The organism is Agromyces chromiiresistens, assembly GCF_029167465.1.
Lineage (GTDB): Bacteria > Actinomycetota > Actinomycetes > Actinomycetales > Microbacteriaceae > Agromyces > Agromyces chromiiresistens.
The window spans coordinates 195,941-214,368 of record NZ_JARFNL010000002.1; the positions used below are offsets into that span (position 1 = coordinate 195,941).

15 protein-coding genes are annotated in these 18,428 nt (G+C 72.2%); 10 read left to right on the forward strand and 5 right to left on the reverse strand.

What is annotated here, in order from left to right; genetic code table 11:
* The first annotated feature begins 14 nt into the window (after window positions 1-14).
* Window positions 15-1,130 carry a succinyldiaminopimelate transaminase gene (gene dapC, locus PX701_RS05210; RefSeq protein WP_275505683.1) on the forward strand — a complete coding sequence of 372 codons (1,116 nt, stop codon included), beginning with the start codon at window positions 15-17 and terminating at the stop codon, window positions 1,128-1,130.
* Window positions 1,131-1,309: 179 nt separating this feature from the next.
* A complete protein-coding gene (locus PX701_RS05215) occupies window positions 1,310-2,620 on the forward strand; it encodes a citrate synthase (RefSeq protein WP_231430505.1) in 1,311 nt (436 codons plus the stop codon).
* A 72-nt stretch (window positions 2,621-2,692) separates the two neighbouring features.
* Here the strand turns inward: PX701_RS05215 and PX701_RS05220 are convergent, their stop codons facing one another.
* Window positions 2,693-4,165: an MFS transporter gene (locus tag PX701_RS05220; protein WP_338029108.1), complete on the reverse strand. Its 1,473-nt coding sequence runs from the start codon at window positions 4,163-4,165 to the stop codon at window positions 2,693-2,695.
* 139 nt (window positions 4,166-4,304) lie between these two features.
* On the opposite strand from PX701_RS05220, the gene PX701_RS05225 reads away from it, so the two are divergent.
* Window positions 4,305-4,874 (forward strand): TetR/AcrR family transcriptional regulator, encoded by a 570-nt coding sequence (locus PX701_RS05225; protein WP_231430507.1) that lies wholly within the window; start codon window positions 4,305-4,307, stop codon window positions 4,872-4,874.
* Window positions 4,875-4,949: 75 nt separating this feature from the next.
* On the opposite strand, the gene PX701_RS05230 is transcribed toward PX701_RS05225, so the two are convergent.
* Window positions 4,950-7,538 carry a penicillin acylase family protein gene (locus PX701_RS05230; protein WP_275505684.1) on the reverse strand — a complete coding sequence of 863 codons (2,589 nt, stop codon included), beginning with the start codon at window positions 7,536-7,538 and terminating at the stop codon, window positions 4,950-4,952.
* Window positions 7,539-7,681: 143 nt separating this feature from the next.
* On the reverse strand, window positions 7,682-8,632 hold the full coding sequence (gene dapD, locus PX701_RS05235; RefSeq protein WP_275505685.1) for a 2,3,4,5-tetrahydropyridine-2,6-dicarboxylate N-succinyltransferase: 951 nt from the start codon (window positions 8,630-8,632) through the stop codon (window positions 7,682-7,684).
* 176 nt (window positions 8,633-8,808) lie between these two features.
* On the opposite strand from dapD, the gene PX701_RS05240 reads away from it, so the two are divergent.
* From PX701_RS05240 to PX701_RS05255, 4 genes are all read left to right on the forward strand, one after another.
* The gene (locus PX701_RS05240; protein WP_275505687.1) at window positions 8,809-9,717 is read left to right on the forward strand and encodes an ROK family protein; all 909 of its coding nucleotides are present in this window, start codon (window positions 8,809-8,811) and stop codon (window positions 9,715-9,717) included.
* Window positions 9,718-9,804: 87 nt separating this feature from the next.
* Window positions 9,805-10,896, forward strand: coding sequence for a succinyl-diaminopimelate desuccinylase (dapE, locus tag PX701_RS05245; RefSeq protein ID WP_275505688.1), 1,092 nt, complete (start codon window positions 9,805-9,807; stop codon window positions 10,894-10,896).
* Window positions 10,893-12,152, forward strand: a complete 1,260-nt coding sequence (locus PX701_RS05250) for a hypothetical protein (RefSeq protein ID WP_231430512.1) — start codon at window positions 10,893-10,895, stop codon at window positions 12,150-12,152. Before dapE ends, PX701_RS05250 begins: the two co-directional genes overlap by 4 nt.
* Window positions 12,153-12,303: 151 nt before the next feature.
* Window positions 12,304-12,477 carry a DUF3117 domain-containing protein gene (locus PX701_RS05255; protein WP_067875042.1) on the forward strand — a complete coding sequence of 58 codons (174 nt, stop codon included), beginning with the start codon at window positions 12,304-12,306 and terminating at the stop codon, window positions 12,475-12,477.
* Between the two features lie 59 nt (window positions 12,478-12,536).
* Here PX701_RS05255 and PX701_RS05260 read toward each other — a convergent pair whose 3' ends face one another.
* Window positions 12,537-13,169, reverse strand: a complete 633-nt coding sequence (locus PX701_RS05260; RefSeq protein ID WP_231430513.1) for an O-methyltransferase — start codon at window positions 13,167-13,169, stop codon at window positions 12,537-12,539.
* A 91-nt stretch (window positions 13,170-13,260) separates the two neighbouring features.
* On the opposite strand from PX701_RS05260, the gene PX701_RS05265 reads away from it, so the two are divergent.
* The gene (locus tag PX701_RS05265; RefSeq protein ID WP_231430515.1) at window positions 13,261-13,656 is read left to right on the forward strand and encodes a sec-independent translocase; all 396 of its coding nucleotides are present in this window, start codon (window positions 13,261-13,263) and stop codon (window positions 13,654-13,656) included.
* A 75-nt stretch (window positions 13,657-13,731) separates the two neighbouring features.
* On the opposite strand, the gene PX701_RS05270 is transcribed toward PX701_RS05265, so the two are convergent.
* Window positions 13,732-15,282 (reverse strand): succinic semialdehyde dehydrogenase, encoded by a 1,551-nt coding sequence (locus PX701_RS05270; RefSeq protein ID WP_275505690.1) that lies wholly within the window; start codon window positions 15,280-15,282, stop codon window positions 13,732-13,734.
* Between the two features lie 55 nt (window positions 15,283-15,337).
* Between PX701_RS05270 and PX701_RS05275 the strand changes: the two genes are divergently transcribed.
* Together PX701_RS05275 and PX701_RS05280 are read left to right on the forward strand one after the other, a co-directional pair.
* The gene (locus PX701_RS05275; RefSeq protein ID WP_275505691.1) at window positions 15,338-16,789 is read left to right on the forward strand and encodes an MFS transporter; all 1,452 of its coding nucleotides are present in this window, start codon (window positions 15,338-15,340) and stop codon (window positions 16,787-16,789) included.
* Entirely contained in the window at window positions 16,786-18,342 is a 1,557-nt protein-coding gene (locus tag PX701_RS05280; protein WP_231430520.1) for a pyridoxal phosphate-dependent decarboxylase family protein, read from the forward strand. Before PX701_RS05275 ends, PX701_RS05280 begins: the two co-directional genes overlap by 4 nt.
* Window positions 18,343-18,428: the final 86 nt, after the last annotated feature.

Consider the following 18,428-nt stretch of genomic DNA (forward strand, 5'->3'; position numbering starts at 1 on the left):
GCGAGGTTCCGACCGTGGCGCGGGGCGAACTGCCCGACTATCCGTGGGACCTCATGGTCCCGTACCGCGAGCGGGCGGCCGCCCACCCCGACGGGGTGGTCGACCTCTCGATCGGGTCGCCCGTCGACGAGACGCCCGCGATCGTGCGCGAGGCGCTCGCCGCCTCGACCGACGCTCACGCGTATCCGCAGACCGTCGGCTCCGACCTGCTGCGCGACGAGATCGTCGCGTGGTTCGCCCGGCGTCGCGGCGTGACCGGGCTCACCCGCGAGAACGTGCTGCCCACGGTCGGCTCGAAGGAGCTCGTGGCGCTGCTGCCGTTCCTGCTCGGGCTCGGCGAGGGCGACGTCGTCGTGCACCCGAAGGCCGCGTACCCGAGCTACGAGATGGGTGCGGTGCTCGCCGGCGCGACGGCGATGGCGAGCGACGACCCCGCCGAATGGCCCGACGCGACGAGGCTCGTCTGGCTCAACAGCCCCGGCAACCCCGACGGGCGCGTGCTCACGATCGACGAGCTCCGCACGGCGCGCGAGCGCGCCCTCGAGCTCGACGCGGTCATCGTCGGCGACGAGTGCTACGCCGAGCTCGGGTGGGAGGGCGAGTGGGCCGAGGGCGCGGTGCCGAGCCTGCTCGACCCCAGGGTGGTCGGCGACAGCCGGCGGAACACGCTCGTCGCGTACTCCCTCTCCAAGCAGTCGAACATGGCGGGCTACCGCACCGCGTTCATCGCAGGGTGCCGCACGGTCGTCGGCCGGTTCACGAACGTGCGCAAGCACGCCGGGCTCATGCTCGCCCAGCCGCTGCAGCAGGCGATGATCGCAGCCCTCCGCGACGATGCGCACGTGGCCGAGCAGAAGGAGCGCTACCGAGCGCGCCGCGCGCAGCTCAAGCCGGCGCTCGAGGCGGCCGGCTTCCGCATCGACCGCAGCGACGCCGGCCTCTACCTGTGGGCGACCGAGGGGCGCGACGCGTGGGAGTCGATCGGCCGGCTCGCCGACCTCGGCATCATCGGGGGCCCCGGCCACTTCTACGGCGTGCACCACCCCGAGCACGTGCGCCTGTCGCTCACGGCGACCGACGAGCGCATCGCCGCGGCGGCGTCGCGCCTGCGTGCGGCGGCCGGCTCGTAGCATCCCGACACGAACCCGGCGCGGCGCAGTGTCAGGTGCCGCCAATGTATACAGCGATCTCTTGGCGGATGCGACAGTGTGCCTCCGGCACGTCTAGGCTGTAGGTCGGACCGTGGCCGACCCTACGCCGCGAGCCCGAAAGGCAGGTGACCGCGCAAGTGACGATCACAGGAGGCGCCGTGAGCGACGTCGTGAACCCCGCGGCGGGGCAGAACCCCGAGACCGCGACCCTCAGCTTCCCCGGCGGCACCGCCGAGTTCCCCGTGCGCCCCGCGGTCGACGGCAATGCGAGCATCGACCTGTCGACGCTGACGCGCCAGACGGGGCTCACCGCGCTCGACTACGGATTCGTCAACACCGCATCGACGCGGTCGGCGATCACCTACATCGACGGCGAGCAGGGCATCCTGCGCTACCGGGGCTACCCGATCGAAGAGCTCGCCGAGCACTCGACCTACCTCGAGGTCGCCTGGCTGCTCATCTACGGCCAGCTGCCGACCGCCGACCAGCTCGGCGAGTTCGATGAGAAGGTGCGCCGCCACACGCTGCTGCACGAAGACCTCAAGCGCTTCTTCTCGGCGCTGCCGCACACGGCGCACCCGATGTCGGTGCTGTCGAGCGCGGTCGCGGCCCTCTCGACCTACTACGAGGACTCGTCCGACCCGCACGATCTCGACCACGTCGAGCTCACGACACTGCGCCTGCTCGCGAAGCTGCCGGTGATCGCCGCCTACGCCCACAAGAAGAGCGTCGGCCAGGCGTTCCTCTATCCCGACAACTCGCTGAACTTCGTCGAGAACTTCCTGCGGCTGAACTTCGGCAACATGGCCGAGCCGTATCGCATCGACCCGACGCTCGCGAAGGCGCTCGACCGGCTGCTCATCCTGCACGAGGACCACGAGCAGAACGCGTCGACCTCGACCGTGCGCCTCGTCGGCTCGACCGGTGCGAACCTCTACTCGTCGATCTCGGCGGGCATCCAGGCACTCTCGGGCCCGCTGCACGGCGGCGCCAACGAGGCCGTGCTGCAGATGCTCGGCCGGATCCAGGAGTCGGGCGAGGGCGTCGCCCGCTTCGTCGAGCGCGTCAAGAACAAGGAAGACGGCGTGAAGCTCATGGGCTTCGGGCACCGCGTCTACAAGAACTACGACCCGCGGGCGAAGATCGTCAAGGAGTCGGCCGACGCCGTGCTCGAGAGCCTCGGCATCGACGACCCGCTGCTCGACATCGCGAAGGAGCTCGAGCAGTTCGCCTTGCAGGACGACTACTTCAAGGAGCGCCGGCTCTACCCGAACGTCGACTTCTACACGGGCGTCATCTACAAGGCGATGGGCTTCCCGACGCGCATGTTCACCGTGCTGTTCGCGATCGGCCGCCTGCCCGGCTGGATCGCCCACTGGCGCGAGATGAACCTCGACCCGCAGACCAAGATCGGTCGCCCGCAGCAGCTCTACACGGGTGAGCCGGTGCGGCACTACCCGGGCGCCTGAGCCCGGCGCGTCGGGCGCACGAACGACGAGGGTCCCGATTCCGGTGGAATCGGGACCCTTCGCGTCGGCCGATCAGGCCGCGTCGACGAGTTCGGCCGTCGGCGAGGCATCCAGTTCGTCGAGGCGCGCCGTACGGGGCGCTCGCCCGACCGCGAGCACGATGACCGCGGCGAGCACCGCCATCAGCGCGACCGTGAGCCACGCGATGTCGTAGCCCGTCTGCGTCGGGGCGGCGGTGCCGCCCGCGCCGCCGAAGACGATGGTGCTCACGAGGGCCGATCCGATCGCCGAGCCGATCGTGCGGAGGTTCGCGTTCACGCCGGTCGCCACGCCGGTGCGGTCGGCGGGTACGCTCTCGACGACGATGCTCGCCGCCGAGGCGTAGGCGAGCCCGATGCCGACGCCGAACACGCCGCCGGCGACCGCGAGCTTCCACACCGCGTCGTGGTCGAACACGGCGAACCCGACGCCTGCGGCCATGAGCAGTGCGCCGCCCGCGAGCATGAGGCGAAGCGGGATGACGCGGCTGAGCGCCCCGGCGGCGAAGCCGACGCCCGACATGCCGATGAGCAGCGGCAGCAGGGCGAGCCCCGCGGCCTGCACGTCGAGGCCGAGCCCCCAGCCGGCCGTCGTCTCGAGGAACTGCGGCAGGTAGCCCCAGAACCCGAATGCCGCGGCGCCGAGCAGCAGTGACGCCGCATTGACCGGCCAGAGCTCACGGGCGAAGAGCAGGCGCAGGTCGACGAGCGGCTCGGCCGAGCGCAGCTCGGTGACCGCCCAGGCGGCCATCAGCAGGGCGGCGAGCACGAACAGGCCGATCGTGAGCGGCGACCCCCAGCCCCAGCGGGCGCCGGAGCTGAGCGGGACGAGGAGGGCGACGAGCCAGCCCGACAGCAGCACGCCGGCGAGCACGTTCACCCGACCGGTCGCGCGGGTGCCGGTCGCCGGCACGAGGAGCGCGACGAGCACGATGCCCGCGATCGCGGTGATGAGCGGGACGGCGAACACCGCGCGCCAGCTGAGCACGCCGGCGATCGGGCCGGCGAGCACGCTGCCCGCGGCGCCGCCGATGCCGATGATCGCGCTCGTCGCGCCGATCGCGCCGGTGAGGCGTTCGCGCGGCATGACGTCGCGCAGCAGGCCGAACGCGAGGGGGAACAGCGCCCCGCCCACCCCCTGCAGGATGCGGCCCGCGATGAGGGTCGTGAGGTCGGGTGCGACCGCGGCGACGATGTCGCCCACGGCGACGACCGCGAGCACGGCGAGGAAGGTGGCGCGGCGCCCGCGGAGGTCGCCGATGCGACCGAGCAGGGGAGTGGCGACGGCGGCCGCGATGAGCCAGGCCGTGTTGGTCCACGAAGCCGTGTCGGCGGCGACGCCGAAGTCGGCGGCGATGGTCGGGATGACGGGGATGACGAGATTCTGGAGCAGCGCGAGCGAGGCGACGCTCACGGCGATGGCCGCGAAAGCGGCGCGTGAGGTGGTTGACACTGCGGACCCTTCGGTCAGGTGCGCGAACGCGAGGAGCGAGGTAAAGTGGAGTATGGCTCCGAGTGGAGGAAGCCTCCGGTTATCGACGAAGACGACATTACCGGAGGGTGCCTCCGTTTCGCAAGGGGTCCACTGGAATTCGTCGGCGGCACGTCACCTGCCCGCCGCAACCGGCAGAGGAGTTGAGCGCGGAATGACCGAGGTGCTGCGGGTGCACACCCTCGAGGCGCGGCGGCCCCGCCGGGCCGACGCCGCGCGCAACTTCGACGCGCTCGTCGCGGCGGGGCGGCAGGCGTTCGCCGAAGACGGCTCGTCGGCCTCGCTCGAGGACATCGCCCGGCGCGCCGGGGTCGGCATCGGCACGCTCTACCGCAACTTCCCGACCCGAGACGACCTCATCGAGACGCTCTACCTGGGCGAGGTCGAGGCGCTCGCCCAGGCGGCCGACGAGGTCTCGGCGCTCGAGCCGTGGCCCGCGCTCGAGACCTGGCTCGACCGATTCGTCTCGTACGTGGGCACCAAGCACGCCCTGCTCGAGGGGCTCAACCGCGAGTCGTCCGTGCTCGGCGAATGCCGGTCGATCATGCTGGGCGCCGGCGAGCCGCTGCTCGCGCGCGCCCAGGCCGCCGGCGAGGTGCGCGACGACGTCACCATCGGCGACGTCGTGAAGCTCGTCTCGGGAGTCGCGGCCGTGTCGTCGTTCGACGACGAGGCGCAGCGCAGTCGTGTGCTCGGGCTCGCGATCAACGCGATCCGCACCTGACCGCGCGGTCGGGGAGCGACGCGGGAGCGTCGGGGAGCCACGGCACGGCGACGCCCCCGATACCGCGCAGAGCGTCTACTCGACCGCGCGGAGCAGCAGCGTGTCGCGCGCCGACGCGACGATCGCGTCGAGCGTGAACGGCCACTGCCGCGTCTCGCCCCGTTGCCAGAGCGGTGCCTGGTCGTCGTAGTTCGGGTGGAACGCGTGCCCCGAGGCGCCGGTGAGGTTGATCCACGTCGATCGGTCGACGTCGTCGAGGTCGACGACCATGCGCATCGACGGCACCCAGTCGACGCCGTACCCCTGCGAGGCGTCCCATCCGATCGCGTTCACGATCGCCGATCCGCCGCCGAGCTCGTACGGCCCGCGGTTGAACAGCCATTCGACGGGCGCGACGCCCGACTCGCCGAAGCTCTGGTTGGTGAGCGTCAGCGTGTGCAGGTCGCCCCACCGCCAGTCGGCGGCATCGTCGCCCATGAGGTCGGCCGCCTCGTCCCACGCCTCGTCGAGCGCCTTCGCGATCGCCGCGTCACGAGCCGGTACCTCGCCGGATGCCTCGCCCCACCACGACGAGTCGGGCTGGCCGAGCAGGGTGCCCACGACCGTGAACCATCGGTCGCCGCCCTGCGGCAGGGTCTCGGCGGGCAGCCCGCCGAACATGTCGTCGAGGAGCGTCCGCCAGAACACGTTGAAGTACGCGGCCTCGGCGCTGTCGGCGTCGGCGTGCCCGTTCCAGCCATCGAGCAGCTCGGCGCCGCGAGCGGCGTCGCCCGACAGGTCGAGCTCCGCGATCACCGGCAGGAACCGGGCGGCGTTCGCATCGGACGTGTCGAGCTGGATCGACGACATGTCGTCGGCGGTGAGCTTCGCCCCGCCCTCGAGCGCCGCGCGGAGTCGCGAGTCGATCCCGGTGGCGCGGTAGCCGTAGTCCCAGTCCTTCGTCAGCAGCGGGCCGTCGGGTCCGGCGGCCGCGTTGTTCGCCGTCACGATGTACCCGGCGGGCGGGTTCTGCACGCTCGGGAGCTCGTCGAACGGCAGCATGCCGCTCCAGCCGTTGGCGCTCGTCCACCCGGGCAGCGGCATCGTGCCGTCGCCCGACTTGCGGAGCGGGATCTTGCCGGGCGCCTGATAGCCGATGTTGCCCTCGTCGTCGGCGTAGATGAGGTTCTGCGCCGGCACGTCGAAGAGCGACGCCGCGTGGCGGAAGCCGTCCCAGTCGCGCGCGCGGTCGAGCGCGAAGATCGCCTGGGCGGTCGTGCCGGGCGTGAGCGCGGTCCACTGCAGGGAGACCTGCAGCTCGGAGGCTTCGTCGGGGGATGCCGCGGCTGCGGCATCCGCGACGGCCGTGAAGTCGCTCCCGATGCCGGTGACGATGGGACCGCGACCGGTCGAGCGCACCGTGATGGTCACCGGGTCGCCGCCCGCGACCTCGATCACCTCCTCGCGGAGGGTGAGCGGCACCATCGCGCCGTCGAGCTCGTACGAGTCGCCCTCGACCCGCTCGAGGTAGAGGTCGGCGACATCGGGGCCGAGGTTCGTGAACCCCCACGCGATGCGTTCGTTGTGCCCGATGATCACGCCCGGCAGCCCCGAGAACGTGTAGCCGGCCACGTCGAACGCGCAGTCGTCGTTGATCTCGGTGCAGTGCAGGCCCATCTGCGCCCAGATCGACGGCATCGCCGGGCCGAGGTGGGGGTCGTTGGCCAGGAGCGGCTTGCCGCTCTCGGTGAGACTGCCGGAGACGACCCACGAGTTCGAGCCGATGTCGCCGCCCTCGGGACCGAGCAGTTCGGGGAGGTCGTCGAGGGCTGCGGCGAGCGAGGTCAACGGGGCGGCGTACCCTGGCGCCGAGGCATCCGTCGTCGTGGTCGTGACCGGTGTCGCGAGCGGTGCGCCGTCGGCATCGAGCGGCCGGCTCCCGGTCGCGGCCGGAGCGGCGGCGATCGGTCCGCCGACGATCGTCGGCATCTGCCCCCAGGCGTAGTCGGGGTGGAGCTCGGCGACCTGCTCGGGCGTCAGCTCGGTCGTGAGCAGGGCGCGGTCGATCTCGTCGCCGAGGTTCGAGCGCAGGTCCCACGCCATGGCCTTGAGCCAGGCGATCGAGTCCACCGGCGTCCACGGCTCGGGGGAGTAGCCGGGGTTCTGCAGCCCGAGCACGGCGTACTCGAGCGAGAGGTCGGCGCCCGAGTGCTCGTCGAGGTAGGCGTTGACGCCCGCGGCGTAGGCGTCGTAGTAGGCGCGCGACTCCTCGTCGAGCAGCTCGTACTCCTGCTCGGCGATGCCGCGCCAGTCGAGGGTGCGGATGAACGTGTCGGTGCCGACCTGCGACTCGCCGAAGAGCTCCGCGAGCCGGCCCGCCGTCACGTGGCGGCGGAAGTCCATCTCCCAGAACCGGTCCTGCGCGTGCACGTAGCCCTGTGCGAAGAAGAGGTCGTGGCTCGTGTCGCCGACGATCTGGGGGATGCCTGCCTCGTCGCGGTAGACGGTGACGTCGGTGTCGAGCCCCCGCACGTCGATGCGTCCGCTCGTCGTGGGGAAGGAGCGCTGCACCGTCCACCAGCCGATGCCGGCCCCGACGACCGCGAGCACGAGCACGGCGACCAGGAGGCCGATGAGGAAGCTCAGGCCTCGATGGCGGCTGGTTCTCGGGGCGTCGGTACCCACGTCACTCCTTCGTGATGCGCATGACGAGGGCCGCCACTCGGCGGCCTCGGAGCACCACTGTACCCCGAGCCAGTGGGGCGCATGACCCACGTCCCGCCCGTCGAGGAGCGCCCGGGGAGTGGGATGCGGAGGGCGATGCGCCCCTACGCGTGCAGTGCCGAGTTGAGCACGATGCCGTGCCCGTCGCGTGCGAGCACCTCGACCCGGCCGCTCAGCGAGTTGCGCCGGAACAGCAGGCTCGGCTGTCCCGACAGCTCGACCGCCTTCACGGTACGCTCGTCGCCGTCGTCGCCCAGGATGACGACCTTCGTGCCCGCGGTCACGTAGAGTCCGGCCTCGACGACCGAGTCGTCGCCGATCGAGATGCCGATGCCCGAGTTCGCGCCGAGCAGCGCCCGTTCGCCGATCTCGATGCGCTGGGTGCCGCCGCCAGACAGGGTGCCCATGATCGAGGCGCCGCCGCCGATGTCGCTGCCGTCGCCGACGACGACGCCCTGCGAGATGCGGCCCTCGACCATCGAGGTGCCGAGCGTGCCGGCGTTGAAGTTCACGAAGCCCTCGTGCATGACGGTCGTGCCGGGAGCGAGGTGCGCGCCCAGGCGCACGCGCGAGGCGTCCGCGATGCGCACCCGCTCGGGCGTCACGTAGTCGAGGAGGCGCGGGAACTTGTCGAGCCCCGTCGCGTGGATGCCCGCGCGCTGGAGCGCCGGCCGCAGGCGGTCGAAGTCGGCCGGGTGCACGGGGCCGGCGTTCGTCCACACGACGGCGGGAAGGTGGGCGAAGACGCCGTCGAGGTTGACCGTGTTCGGGGCCGCGAGCAGGTGCGAGAGCACGTGCAGCCGCAGGTAGGCGTCGGCGGTGCCCCCGGGCGCTGCGTCGAGGTCGATCGTGAGCTCGACGACCTCCACGCGCACGTTGCGGCGGGCGTCGTCGCCCGCGAGGGCCGCGTGCTCGGGGGCGAGGGGGGATGCCTCCGCGCCGAGCCGAGGCCTCGGGAACCACGCGTCGAGCACCGTGCCGTCGCCGGCGATCGTCGTGAGCCCGGCGGCGGAGGCCGTGCGGGCAGGGCGGATGGCGTCGTCGTTCGCGGGCATGCTCCAAGGGTAGCGAGCGGCGGCGGGCGCTGCCGCGTGTGACGCCGGGCGTCCGTCGTACGTCGAGCGCCGATCGAGCGGGATCCAGGTTGGACACCCGTGGTCGGAGTCTGATAGCTTCCACCGTATGACAGCGCTGTCTTAGGAACAGACGACGGGCCGACGGAAGGAGCACCGTGACCGGCAACCGGGTAGCGACCATCGAACTCGGCGGGACCCACGTCGCCGTCGCCGTCATCGACCTCGCCGCTCGTGCGATCGTCGGGGGCACCCACCTGACCCGGCCCCTGAACTCCGGCGGGAGCGCCGACGACATCCTCGACGCCATCGCCGCCGCCGCCCGCGTGCTCGGATCCGAGCACGGGGGGCGTTGGGCCGTCGCAGTGCCCGGTCCGTTCGACTTCGCCGCCGGCATCGCGCGGTACACCGGCGTGGGGAAGTTCGACTCGCTGTACGGCATCGACCTGCGCGCACGGCTCGCCGACGCCCTCGACGCGGAGCCGAGCTCGTTCACGTTCGTCAACGACGCGGACGCGTTCGCACTCGGCGAGTACGCGGCCGGCGCCGCCCGCGGCCTGTCGAGATTCTGCTGCGTCACGCTCGGCACCGGCGTCGGCTCCGGATGGGTCGTCGCGGGTGAACTGACCGACGGCGCCGCTCCGGGCGGCGAGGTGCATCTGCTCGAGTTCGAGGGGCAGCGCATCGAGGCGCGGATGTCGCGCCGGGCCATCAGGGCCGCCTACTCGCGGAGGACGGGCCGATCGGAAGCCGTGCCCGACGTGAAGGAGATCGCCGACCTGGCCCGCGGCGGCGATCCGATCGCACGCGACGTGCTCGAGGACGCGTTCTCGTTCCTCGGGCGAGCGCTCGACGGTCCGCTCGCCCGATTCGATGCCGACGCGCTCATCATCGGCGGGACGATCGCCCGCTCGTGGGACCTCCTCGAGCCGGCGCTGTCCTCGGGGCTCCGCCGACCGGGCTTCCCGGTCATCCGGGCGGAGCTCTCGGACGAGGCGCCGATGATCGGCGCCGCGTACGCGGCGCACTCCGCCGACGCGGCGATGCTCGGCGCTCGCGGACGCTGAGCCCGATCCGCCCGTCGCCCTCCGTCGGCGCGAGGAGTCGTCGTCGTGCGCGCAGACCCTCCGACCACCCGCGAATAGACTCGGGGAATGCCCTCCGCGATCCCCGATTCGCTCGACCTCACCGCCGACGCCGTCGCCATCACGCAGGCGATCTGCGACATCCGCAGCGTCTCGGGCGACGAGACCCCGTTGGCCGACCTCATCGAGCGGGCGCTCGCCGAGGCATCCCACCTCGAGGTCGTCCGCGACGGCGACACGGTCGTCGCGCGCACGAACCTCGGGCGCGAGCGCCGCGTCGTGATCGCCGGGCACATCGACACGGTGCCGATCAACCAGAACCTGCCGACGCGGTTCGAGACGATCGACGGCGTCGAGTACCTGTGGGGCCGCGGCACCGTCGACATGAAGGCCGGCGTCGCGGTGCAGTTGAAGCTCGCCCTCGAGCTCACCGATCCCATCGTCGACCTCACCTGGATGTGGTACGACCACGAAGAGGTCGCCGCCTCGCTCAACGGCCTCGGTCGGCTCTCGCGCAATCGCCCCGAGCTGTTCGAGGGCGACTTCGCGATCCTCGGCGAGCCGTCGAACGGGCAGGTCGAGGGCGGCTGCAACGGCACCCTGCGGGCCGAGGTGCGCACGACGGGCCTGCGGGCGCACTCCGCGCGCAGCTGGGTCGGCGACAACGCGATCCACAAGCTCGCGCCCGCGCTCACGCGCCTCGCCGAGTACGAGGCCGAGACGGTCGAGGTCGATGGGCTCGCCTACCGCGAGGGCCTCAACGCCGTGCTCGTCGAGGGCGGCGTCGCGGGCAACGTCATCCCCGACTCGGCCGTGCTCACCGTGAACTACCGCTTCGCTCCGAGCCGCAGCGTCGCCGAGGCGTCCGCCCTCGTCCGCGCCGTGTTCGAGGGCTTCGACGTCGACATCGTCGACAGTGCCGAGGGTGCGCGGCCGGGCCTCGACGCCCCTCTCGCGCAGCAGTTCGTCGCCGCGGTCGGCGCCGAGGCGCGGCCGAAGTACGGCTGGACGGATGTCGCGCGCTTCAGCGCCCTCGGCATCCCGGCCGTGAACTTCGGCCCGGGCGATCCCTTGAAGGCGCACGCCGATGACGAGCGCGTGCAGGTCGCCCAGATCCTCGACACCGAGCGGGCGCTGCGGGCCTGGCTCACCGGGGCATGAGCGCAGACTCCGTGAACTCGGGGTCGGCGGTGCGCGAACCCGATCCGTACCGGGTGTCCCGCCGGTCGCTGCGCGTGCGCTGGCGGCTGCTCCCGTGGTGGGTCAAGGTCACGCTCGTCTACCTCGCCGCCCGGGTGCTGACGACGATCATGGTGATCGAGGTGGCGCGGCAGCAGGGGCCCAATTCCTGGACGGGCGCGAAGCCCGGCTACCTCGACTTCGCGAGCCTGTGGGACGCCCGCTGGTACGAGATCATCGGCATCGGCGGCTATCCGCGCGAGCTGCCGCTCGCCGACGACGGCCACGTGGCTGAGAACGCGTGGGCATTCCTGCCGCTCTACCCGGGCGCGACCGAGGCCGCGACCCTGCTCGGCCTGCCGTGGAAGCTCGCGGCCGTCATCGTCGCGGTCACCGCCGGCTACGGCGCCGCACTCGTCCTGCACCGGCTCATGTCGCGCTTCCTCGAACCCGACCGGGCGCTGTTCGCCGTGGTGCTGTTCTCGATCGCCCCGGTGTCGCCGATCATGCAGTTCGGGTACGCCGAATCGCTCGGGTTCCTCTGGGTCGCGCTCGCGCTGCTCCTGCTGGTCGATCGACGGTACGGATGGCTCGTACCGGTCGTCCTCGCGTGGGCGTTCACCCGACCCGGGGCGCTCGCGTTCGCGCTCACCCTCGGATTGCACTTCGTGTGGCGCTGGTGGCACCGCGACCGCGACCCGTTCCCGCCGCGCGAGCAGCTCGTCGTGATCGGAGTGGGGCTCTTCACCGTGCTCGCGGGGTTCGCATGGCCGCTCATCGTGTGGGGCGTGACCGGGCAGGTCGACGGGTACACCGAGACCGAGCTGGCCTGGCGGTCGGCGTACATCGGCAGGCAGGAGCTCGTGCCGCTCACGCCCTGGTTCCAGGGCGGGGCGTGGTGGGCGACCTGGGTCGGGCTGCCGGCCTGGGTGGGCATCGCCGCCGTCGGCGTGCTCGCGGTCGGGTTCGCGGCGATGCTGTTCCTGCCTGCGGTGCGCCGGCTCGGCGTCGACATCCGGTTCTGGCTCGCGAGCTACGGCCTGTACCTCTTCGCGGTGTTCTTCCCGCAGTCGTCGACGTTCCGCATCCTCGCGCCGCTGTTCCCGATCGTGGGTGCGCTCGCGGTGCCGAGGGCGCGATGGTACCGGTGGTCGATCGTGCTGCTGCTCATCGCGCTCCAATACTGGTGGCTCGCCGGGGTCTGGCGCGTCGACGACTACGACTGGACGCCTCCCTGATCGGGGCAGGAATCCTGACATCCGGGGTGGGCGAAACGCCGGTGAACAGGGGGCGAATCAGGGTCGACCGCTCATCCACAACTTCGCGGCGATTTCACAGCAACGCTCGGGATGTCCGATAATGGAATCTCAGCAGCGAAAGGGGAGCTCAATGGCGGCCATGAAGCCACGCACCGGAGACGGGCCTATGGAGGCTGTGAAGGAGGGGCGACTCATCATCGTGCGCGTGCCGCTCGAGGGTGGAGGGCGCCTCGTCGTCTCGGTGAACGACGCTGAGGCCAAGGAGCTCTACGACGTCCTCGGCGGCGTCGTGAACCCTGCCTGAGTTATACGCACTGTTCGAGCCCCGAGAGCGTTCTCGGGGCTCGTGGCGTTAAGGGGCGCTCAGGCGCCGAGCTTGACGATCTGCAGCAGGCCGTCGCCGGCGGGCGAGATCGCGGTCGCGACCGCCGTCGACGAGGCGAGTTCGGTGATGAGCGTGCGGAACGCGCTCGCCGCTTCGTCTCGCTTGGCCGGGTCGGCGACGCGGCCCTTCCAGAGGGCGCGCGCCACGAGCACGCTGCCGCCGGGCTTTGCGAGGCGGAGGCCGTGTTCGGCGTACTCGATCACCGACGGGGCGTCGGCGTCGACGAACACGATGTCGTACGAGCTCTCGTTCATGCGCGGGAGCACCTCGCTCGCGCGACCTGCGATGAGTCGCACGCGCGCCGCGGCGATGCCGGCGTCGGCGAAGTGCTGGCGGGCGTGCTGCTGGTACTCGTTCTCGGTGTCGATCGACGTGAGCATCGCGTGCCTGGCGGTCTGCAGCATCCAGAGTCCCGAGACGCCGAGCCCGGTGCCGACCTCGATGATGGAGCTCGCACGCGAGGCGGCGGCGATGACGGCGAGCTGGGCGCCCACCGCAGGGGAGACGGGATCGACCCCGAGCTCGAGCGACTGCTGACGCGCCTTGATGATCGGCTCGGACTCGACGACCGACTCGTCGACGTACTTCCAGTTCAGGTCGTGATCGGACACGGTTCGGCTCCCTGGTGGCTCTCTCGACACCCCAGCCTAGGGGGCCGATGGCGTGGCGTTCGCATGCCTCGCCGCCGACTATCCTGTAGGGGTGTTCGGTCTGACGTTCGAGAAGCTCCTCATCATCGGGGTGATCGCCGTCTTCCTGCTCGGCCCCGAACGCCTGCCGCACTACGCGGCACAGCTCGGCCGGCTGGTGCGCTCGCTGCGGGACATGGCCAACGGCGCGAAAGACCGCATGCGCGAAGAGATGGGCCCCGACTTCGACGACGTCGACTGGAAGAAGCTCGACCCGCGCCAGTACGACCCGCGGCGCATCATCCGCGAGGCGCTCACCGACGTCGACCCGTTCGCCGAAGAGGCGGCGCCGACGCCGGTCGTGGCGCGCGCGGGCGTCAACGAGAACTCCGCCTACCTGCAGCGCAAGCGCAAGCGGGAGGCGCTCGGCGCGGGCGAGCCCGCTCCGTTCGACTCCGAGGCCACCTGATCGGCCGGGATGCCTCGTGCCCGAGGCATCCCGAAGCGCTCGTGACACGACCGACCGGGATGGCTCGCGCGCGGGTCAGGCGCGGCGCACGGCCTTGAGCGCCCGCGCCAGGAGCAGCAGCAGCGGCGCCTGCGCCTCGTACTCGGCCGAGGTGCGCGGCAACTGCAGCAGGCCGGCCGCCTGCGAGATCGTGACGGGCTCGACGAAGCGCAGGAGCCCCGCCTCGCCGTTGCGTCGGCCCACGCCCGACTGCTTCACGCCGCCCATGGGGGCGGCGACCGAGGCGAACGAGCCGCGGTAGCCCTCGTTGATGTTGACGCTCCCGGCCTCGAGCGCGTCGGCGACGCGGTGGCCGCGGCGCGTCGATCCGGTGAAGACCGCGGCGTTCAGCCCGTACTCGCTCGCGTTGGCGGCGAGCACCGCCTCGTCGTCGCCCGACACGAGGTAGAGCGACGCGATCGCGCCGAACGTCTCCTCGGCGTGGACGCGCATCTCAGGGGTCACGCCCGTGAGGATCGTGGGCTCGAACACCCACGGGCCGAGGTCGGGGCGGGCTTTGCCGCCGACGAGCACGGTCGCGCCCTTCTCGACGGCGTCGTCGAGGTGGGCCTGCACCCGCGCGAGCTGCGCGGCGCTCGCGAGCGAGCCGAAGTCGGCGCCGAAGCCGACCGACGTGCCGAGCTTCGCGGTACGCAGCCGGTCGACGAGCTCGCGCTCGAAGTCTCCCGCGATCCTCCGGTCGACGAAGATGCGCTCGATCGAGACGCACAGCTGCCCCATCGCCGAGAAGCAGGCGTGGGCCGCATTCGCCGCCGCGCGGGCCGGGTCGGCGTCGTCGAGCACGAGCAGGGCGTTCTTGCCGCCGAGTTCGAGCGAGGCGCCGACGAGGCGCCGCCCGGCCTTCTCGGCGATCCTGCGTCCCGTCGCCGTCGAGCCCGTGAAGCAGATGTAGTCGACGGTGTCGGTGAGCGCCTCACCGACCTCGGCCGCATCGCCCGTCACGACCGCCCAGAGGGCTTCGGGCACGCCCGCGTCGATGTACGCGCGACGCAGCGCGAGGATCGACAGTGCTCCCTGGTCGTCGGCCTTCTGCACGACGCCGCAACCGGCGGCGAGGGCGGGCACCACGTCCATGGCGGCGAGGCTGAGCGCGTAGTTCCACGGCGTGATGACACCGACGACGCCCTTGGGTGCGAAGCGCACGCGCGAGGTCGCGACGGTCGGGATGCCGGAACGGACGGGACGACCGCGCAGCACCCTGCGGGCCGCGATCGCGTTGTAGCGGGTGACCGACGCGGCCTCGAAGATCTCCTCGAACGCCTGCCCCCTGGTCTTGCCGCTCTCGAGCTGGATGAGGTCGAGCAGTTCGTCGCGTCGCTCCAGCAGCAGGTCGTGCGCGGCGAGCAGCACGCGGCGGCGCTCCGCGAAGCCGGCGCGGGCCCACGCGAGCTGGGCGAGCCGTGCCCGGTCGACGGCGTCGTGCACGTCGTCGGCGCTCGAGCGGGGCAGATCGTGCAGCACCTCGCCCGTGGTGGGCGTCGGCACGGCGGTGGTCTCCGCGCCCGACGCGACGACGTCGTCGGTCAGGCTGCGGAACAGGTCGGGGGAGGCGGTCTGGGCGCGCATGCGCACAGTCTAGGTCAAGTGACCCACTTCGCCGCCGTGTGAGTACACTTCCCCCATGACCGCAGCGGAGCGTCCCCAGTCCCGAGGCGCGTTGTCCCGTGGCGTCGTCGCCCGCTACGCGATCGGTTCGCTCGGCACCGGCGGGTTCGCGACGCTGCCCGGACTCGTCCTCGTCTACTACCTCACCGACACGCTCGGGGTGAGCGCCCTCATCGCCGGTCTCGTGGTCACCGCCGCGAAGGTGTGGGACGTCGTCATCGACCCGTGGATCGGCGCGCGCAGCGACCGGGCGCTCGTGCGCACCGGCACCCGCCGCACGTGGATGCTCGTCGGCGCGATCGCCCTGCCCGTGGGCTTCGCACTCACGTTCGCGGTGCCGGCGGGCGTCGCACCCGGGGCGTCCGGGGTGTGGGTGTTCGTCGCGTTCCTCGCGACCGCGACCGCGTTCAGCCTCTTCCAGGTGCCGTACATCGCGCTGCCCGCCGAACTCACCGGCGACTACGACGAGCGCACCCGACTGCTGACGTGGCGGGTCGTCGTGCTCACCCTCGCGATCCTGCTGTTCGGAGCCGGCGGGCCCGAGATCCGCAACGCGTTCGACGACGAGGCGACCGGCTACCTCGTGATGGCGATCGTCGCGGGCGTCGTCATCGGCGTCGGCATGCTGATCGCCGCGGGCACGGCGAAGCGGGCGGATGCCGCGGCCCTCGGCCGATCGCAGCAGCGGGCGTCGGCGGTGTCGGCCGAGGGCGGGTACCGCGAGGGACTGCGCGCGCTGCGTCGCAGCCTGCCGTTCCGCGTGCTGCTCGCGGTGTTCGTGCTGCAGGGGCTCGCGACCGGGCTCATGCTCGCGGGTGCCCAGTTCGTGGCGACGTGGGTGCTCGAGTCCGAGACCGCGGTCACGCTGCTCTTCGTCGCGCTCATCGCCCCGGCGTTGTTCTTCGCCCCGCTCTGGGGGCGGCTCGCCCGCCGCGTCGGCAAGGAGCGCGGCTTCCGCGTCGCGAGCATCGTGTTCGCGCTCGCGGCCCTCAGCATGGTCCTGCTCGTCTGGGCGCCCGGCCCCTGGGTGTACCTGCCCGTCGCGGTCGCGGGCGCCGCCTACGCCGGCATGCAGTCGCTGCCCATGGCGATGCTGCCCGACGTCATCTCGCACGACGCCCGGCGGACCGGACGCGACAACGCCGGCAGCTTCGGCGGCGTGTGGACCGCGGGCGAGACCGCCGGCATGGCGCTCGGCGCCACGCTGCTCACCCTCATGCTCGCCGCGACCGGCTACCTCGAGTCGAGGGGCGCCGAGACGGTCGAGCAGTCGGCGGCGGCGGTCGCGGGCATCGCGCTCTCGTTCAGCCTCGTGCCCGCGCTGCTCGTCGCGGTCAGCGTCGTCGTGCTGCGCGCCTACCCGCTGCGCCGCGCCGACGTGGATCATGACGTCGCGGCCCTCGCCGGCATCGCCGGCGACCCCGGAACGACCGGTGCCGCCGGCACCACCGAAGGGAGCACCCGATGATCGGGTTCCGCCGCGAGGCATCCGAGATCCTGCGCGAGCTCGACGCGCTGCGCGCCGCCGACGCGCCCACCCACGGCGGCCGCGTGCTGTCGTACGTGTACGACTCGGGCCTCGACGAACTCGACGAGCTCGCCGGCCGCGCCGCCCGGCGGGTGCAACCCGTCAACGGGCTCGACCCGACCACGTTCGGCTCCGTCGCCGCGATGGAGCGCGCCGTCGTCGGCTTCGCCCGGCGCGTGCTCGGCGGGGGCGACGGCGGCGGCGCCGACGGCGAGGTTGTCGTCGGCTCGGTGACGTCCGGCGGCACCGAGAGCTGCCTGCTCGCAGTGAAGTCCGCCCGCGACGCCTGGCGCGCCGCACGGATCGGCTCGCCGCGGGTGCCCCGCGTCGTCGCGCCCGTCACGGTGCACGCCGCGTTCCACAAGGCGGCCCACTACTTCGGCCTCGAGCTCGACCTCGTTCCCGTCGACCCGGAGACCGGCACCCTCGCGCCGTCGGCGATCGAGGAGCGCCTGGGTGACGACGTCGCGCTCGTTGTGGTGAGTGCGCCCTCCTATCCGTTCGCGAGCCTCGACCCCGTCGCCGACGTCGCCGCGATCACCGCCGCCCGCGGCATCGCCCTCCACGTCGACGCCTGCATCGGCGGATTCGCGCTCGCCTTCTGGCCCGAGCCGCTGCCCGCCTGGAACCTGTCGGTGCCCGGCGTCACGAGCATCTCGGCCGACCTGCACAAGTACGGCTACGCGCCGAAGGGCGCCTCGGTGCTGCTCACGCGCGGACGCGACCGCCAGCGCCGCCAGTACTTCGCGACCACCGGCTGGCCCGGCTACCCGGTCGTGAACCCCACGATGACGGGCTCGAAGCCGGCCGGGCCGCTCGCGGCGGCGTGGGCGATCATCGAGGCGCTGGGCGAGCCCGGCTTCCGCGACCTGACCGCGCAGACGGCGCGTGCGACCGCGGAGCTGCGCGCCGCGATCGACGGCATCGAGGGCCTGCGCGTCGTCGGCGAGCCCGTGGGGCCGCTGCTCGCGGTCGCCGCCGACGAGGCGGCTCCGGTCACGTCGCGGGTCGACCCGCACCACTGGGCGGATGCCGCGCGCGAGGCCGGCTGGCAGCTGCAGTTGCAGCCCGGACTCGCCCAGGCCGACGGCACCCGACTGCCGCACACGACCCACCTGACGGTCACCCCGGTCACGGAGCGGGTGCTGCCCGAACTCGTTCCGGCGCTCGTGGCGGCGGCCGACGAGGTGCGCGGCATCCCGCGCATCGACGGCCGGGTCGCGCTCGCCGGGCTCGCGGAGGCCCTGCCCGGCGGGGTCGGGGGAGCGTTGCTCGATGCAGGCGGGACCGACGCGGCGGCCTTCGACCTGTTCGCCGCTTCGCTCGACTCGGATGCCGCGGCCGCGGTGCTCTCGGCCGCAGGGCTCCTCGGCGGCGAGGGGGCGCTGCCCGACCGGCTCGCGCCCGTGCTCGCGCTCGTCGAGGCCCTGCCCGGGTCGCTCACCGAGCGCCTGCTCATCGAGCTGCTCGCACGGGTCGTCGAGCCGACCTGATCCGTCCACCCGTTTCAGGAGCGAGCGCGCCGCTCAGGACGTCTTCTCCGGTTTCGCCGTGATGCGGGCAGCTTGTCCTCAGCGGT

Coding starts and splice junctions, on each gene's coding strand:
- PX701_RS05250 (WP_231430512.1), top strand. CDS start 10,893: ATGAGCGCAGACTCCGTGAACTCGGGGTCGGCGGTGCGCGAACCCGAT.
- PX701_RS05225 (WP_231430507.1), top strand. CDS start 4,305: ATGACCGAGGTGCTGCGGGTGCACACCCTCGAGGCGCGGCGGCCCCGC.
- dapE (WP_275505688.1), top strand. CDS start 9,805: ATGCCCTCCGCGATCCCCGATTCGCTCGACCTCACCGCCGACGCCGTC.
- PX701_RS05270 (WP_275505690.1), bottom strand. CDS start 15,282: ATGCGCGCCCAGACCGCCTCCCCCGACCTGTTCCGCAGCCTGACCGAC.
- dapD (WP_275505685.1), bottom strand. CDS start 8,632: ATGCCCGCGAACGACGACGCCATCCGCCCTGCCCGCACGGCCTCCGCC.
- PX701_RS05275 (WP_275505691.1), top strand. CDS start 15,338: ATGACCGCAGCGGAGCGTCCCCAGTCCCGAGGCGCGTTGTCCCGTGGC.
- PX701_RS05255 (WP_067875042.1), top strand. CDS start 12,304: ATGGCGGCCATGAAGCCACGCACCGGAGACGGGCCTATGGAGGCTGTG.
- PX701_RS05280 (WP_231430520.1), top strand. CDS start 16,786: ATGATCGGGTTCCGCCGCGAGGCATCCGAGATCCTGCGCGAGCTCGAC.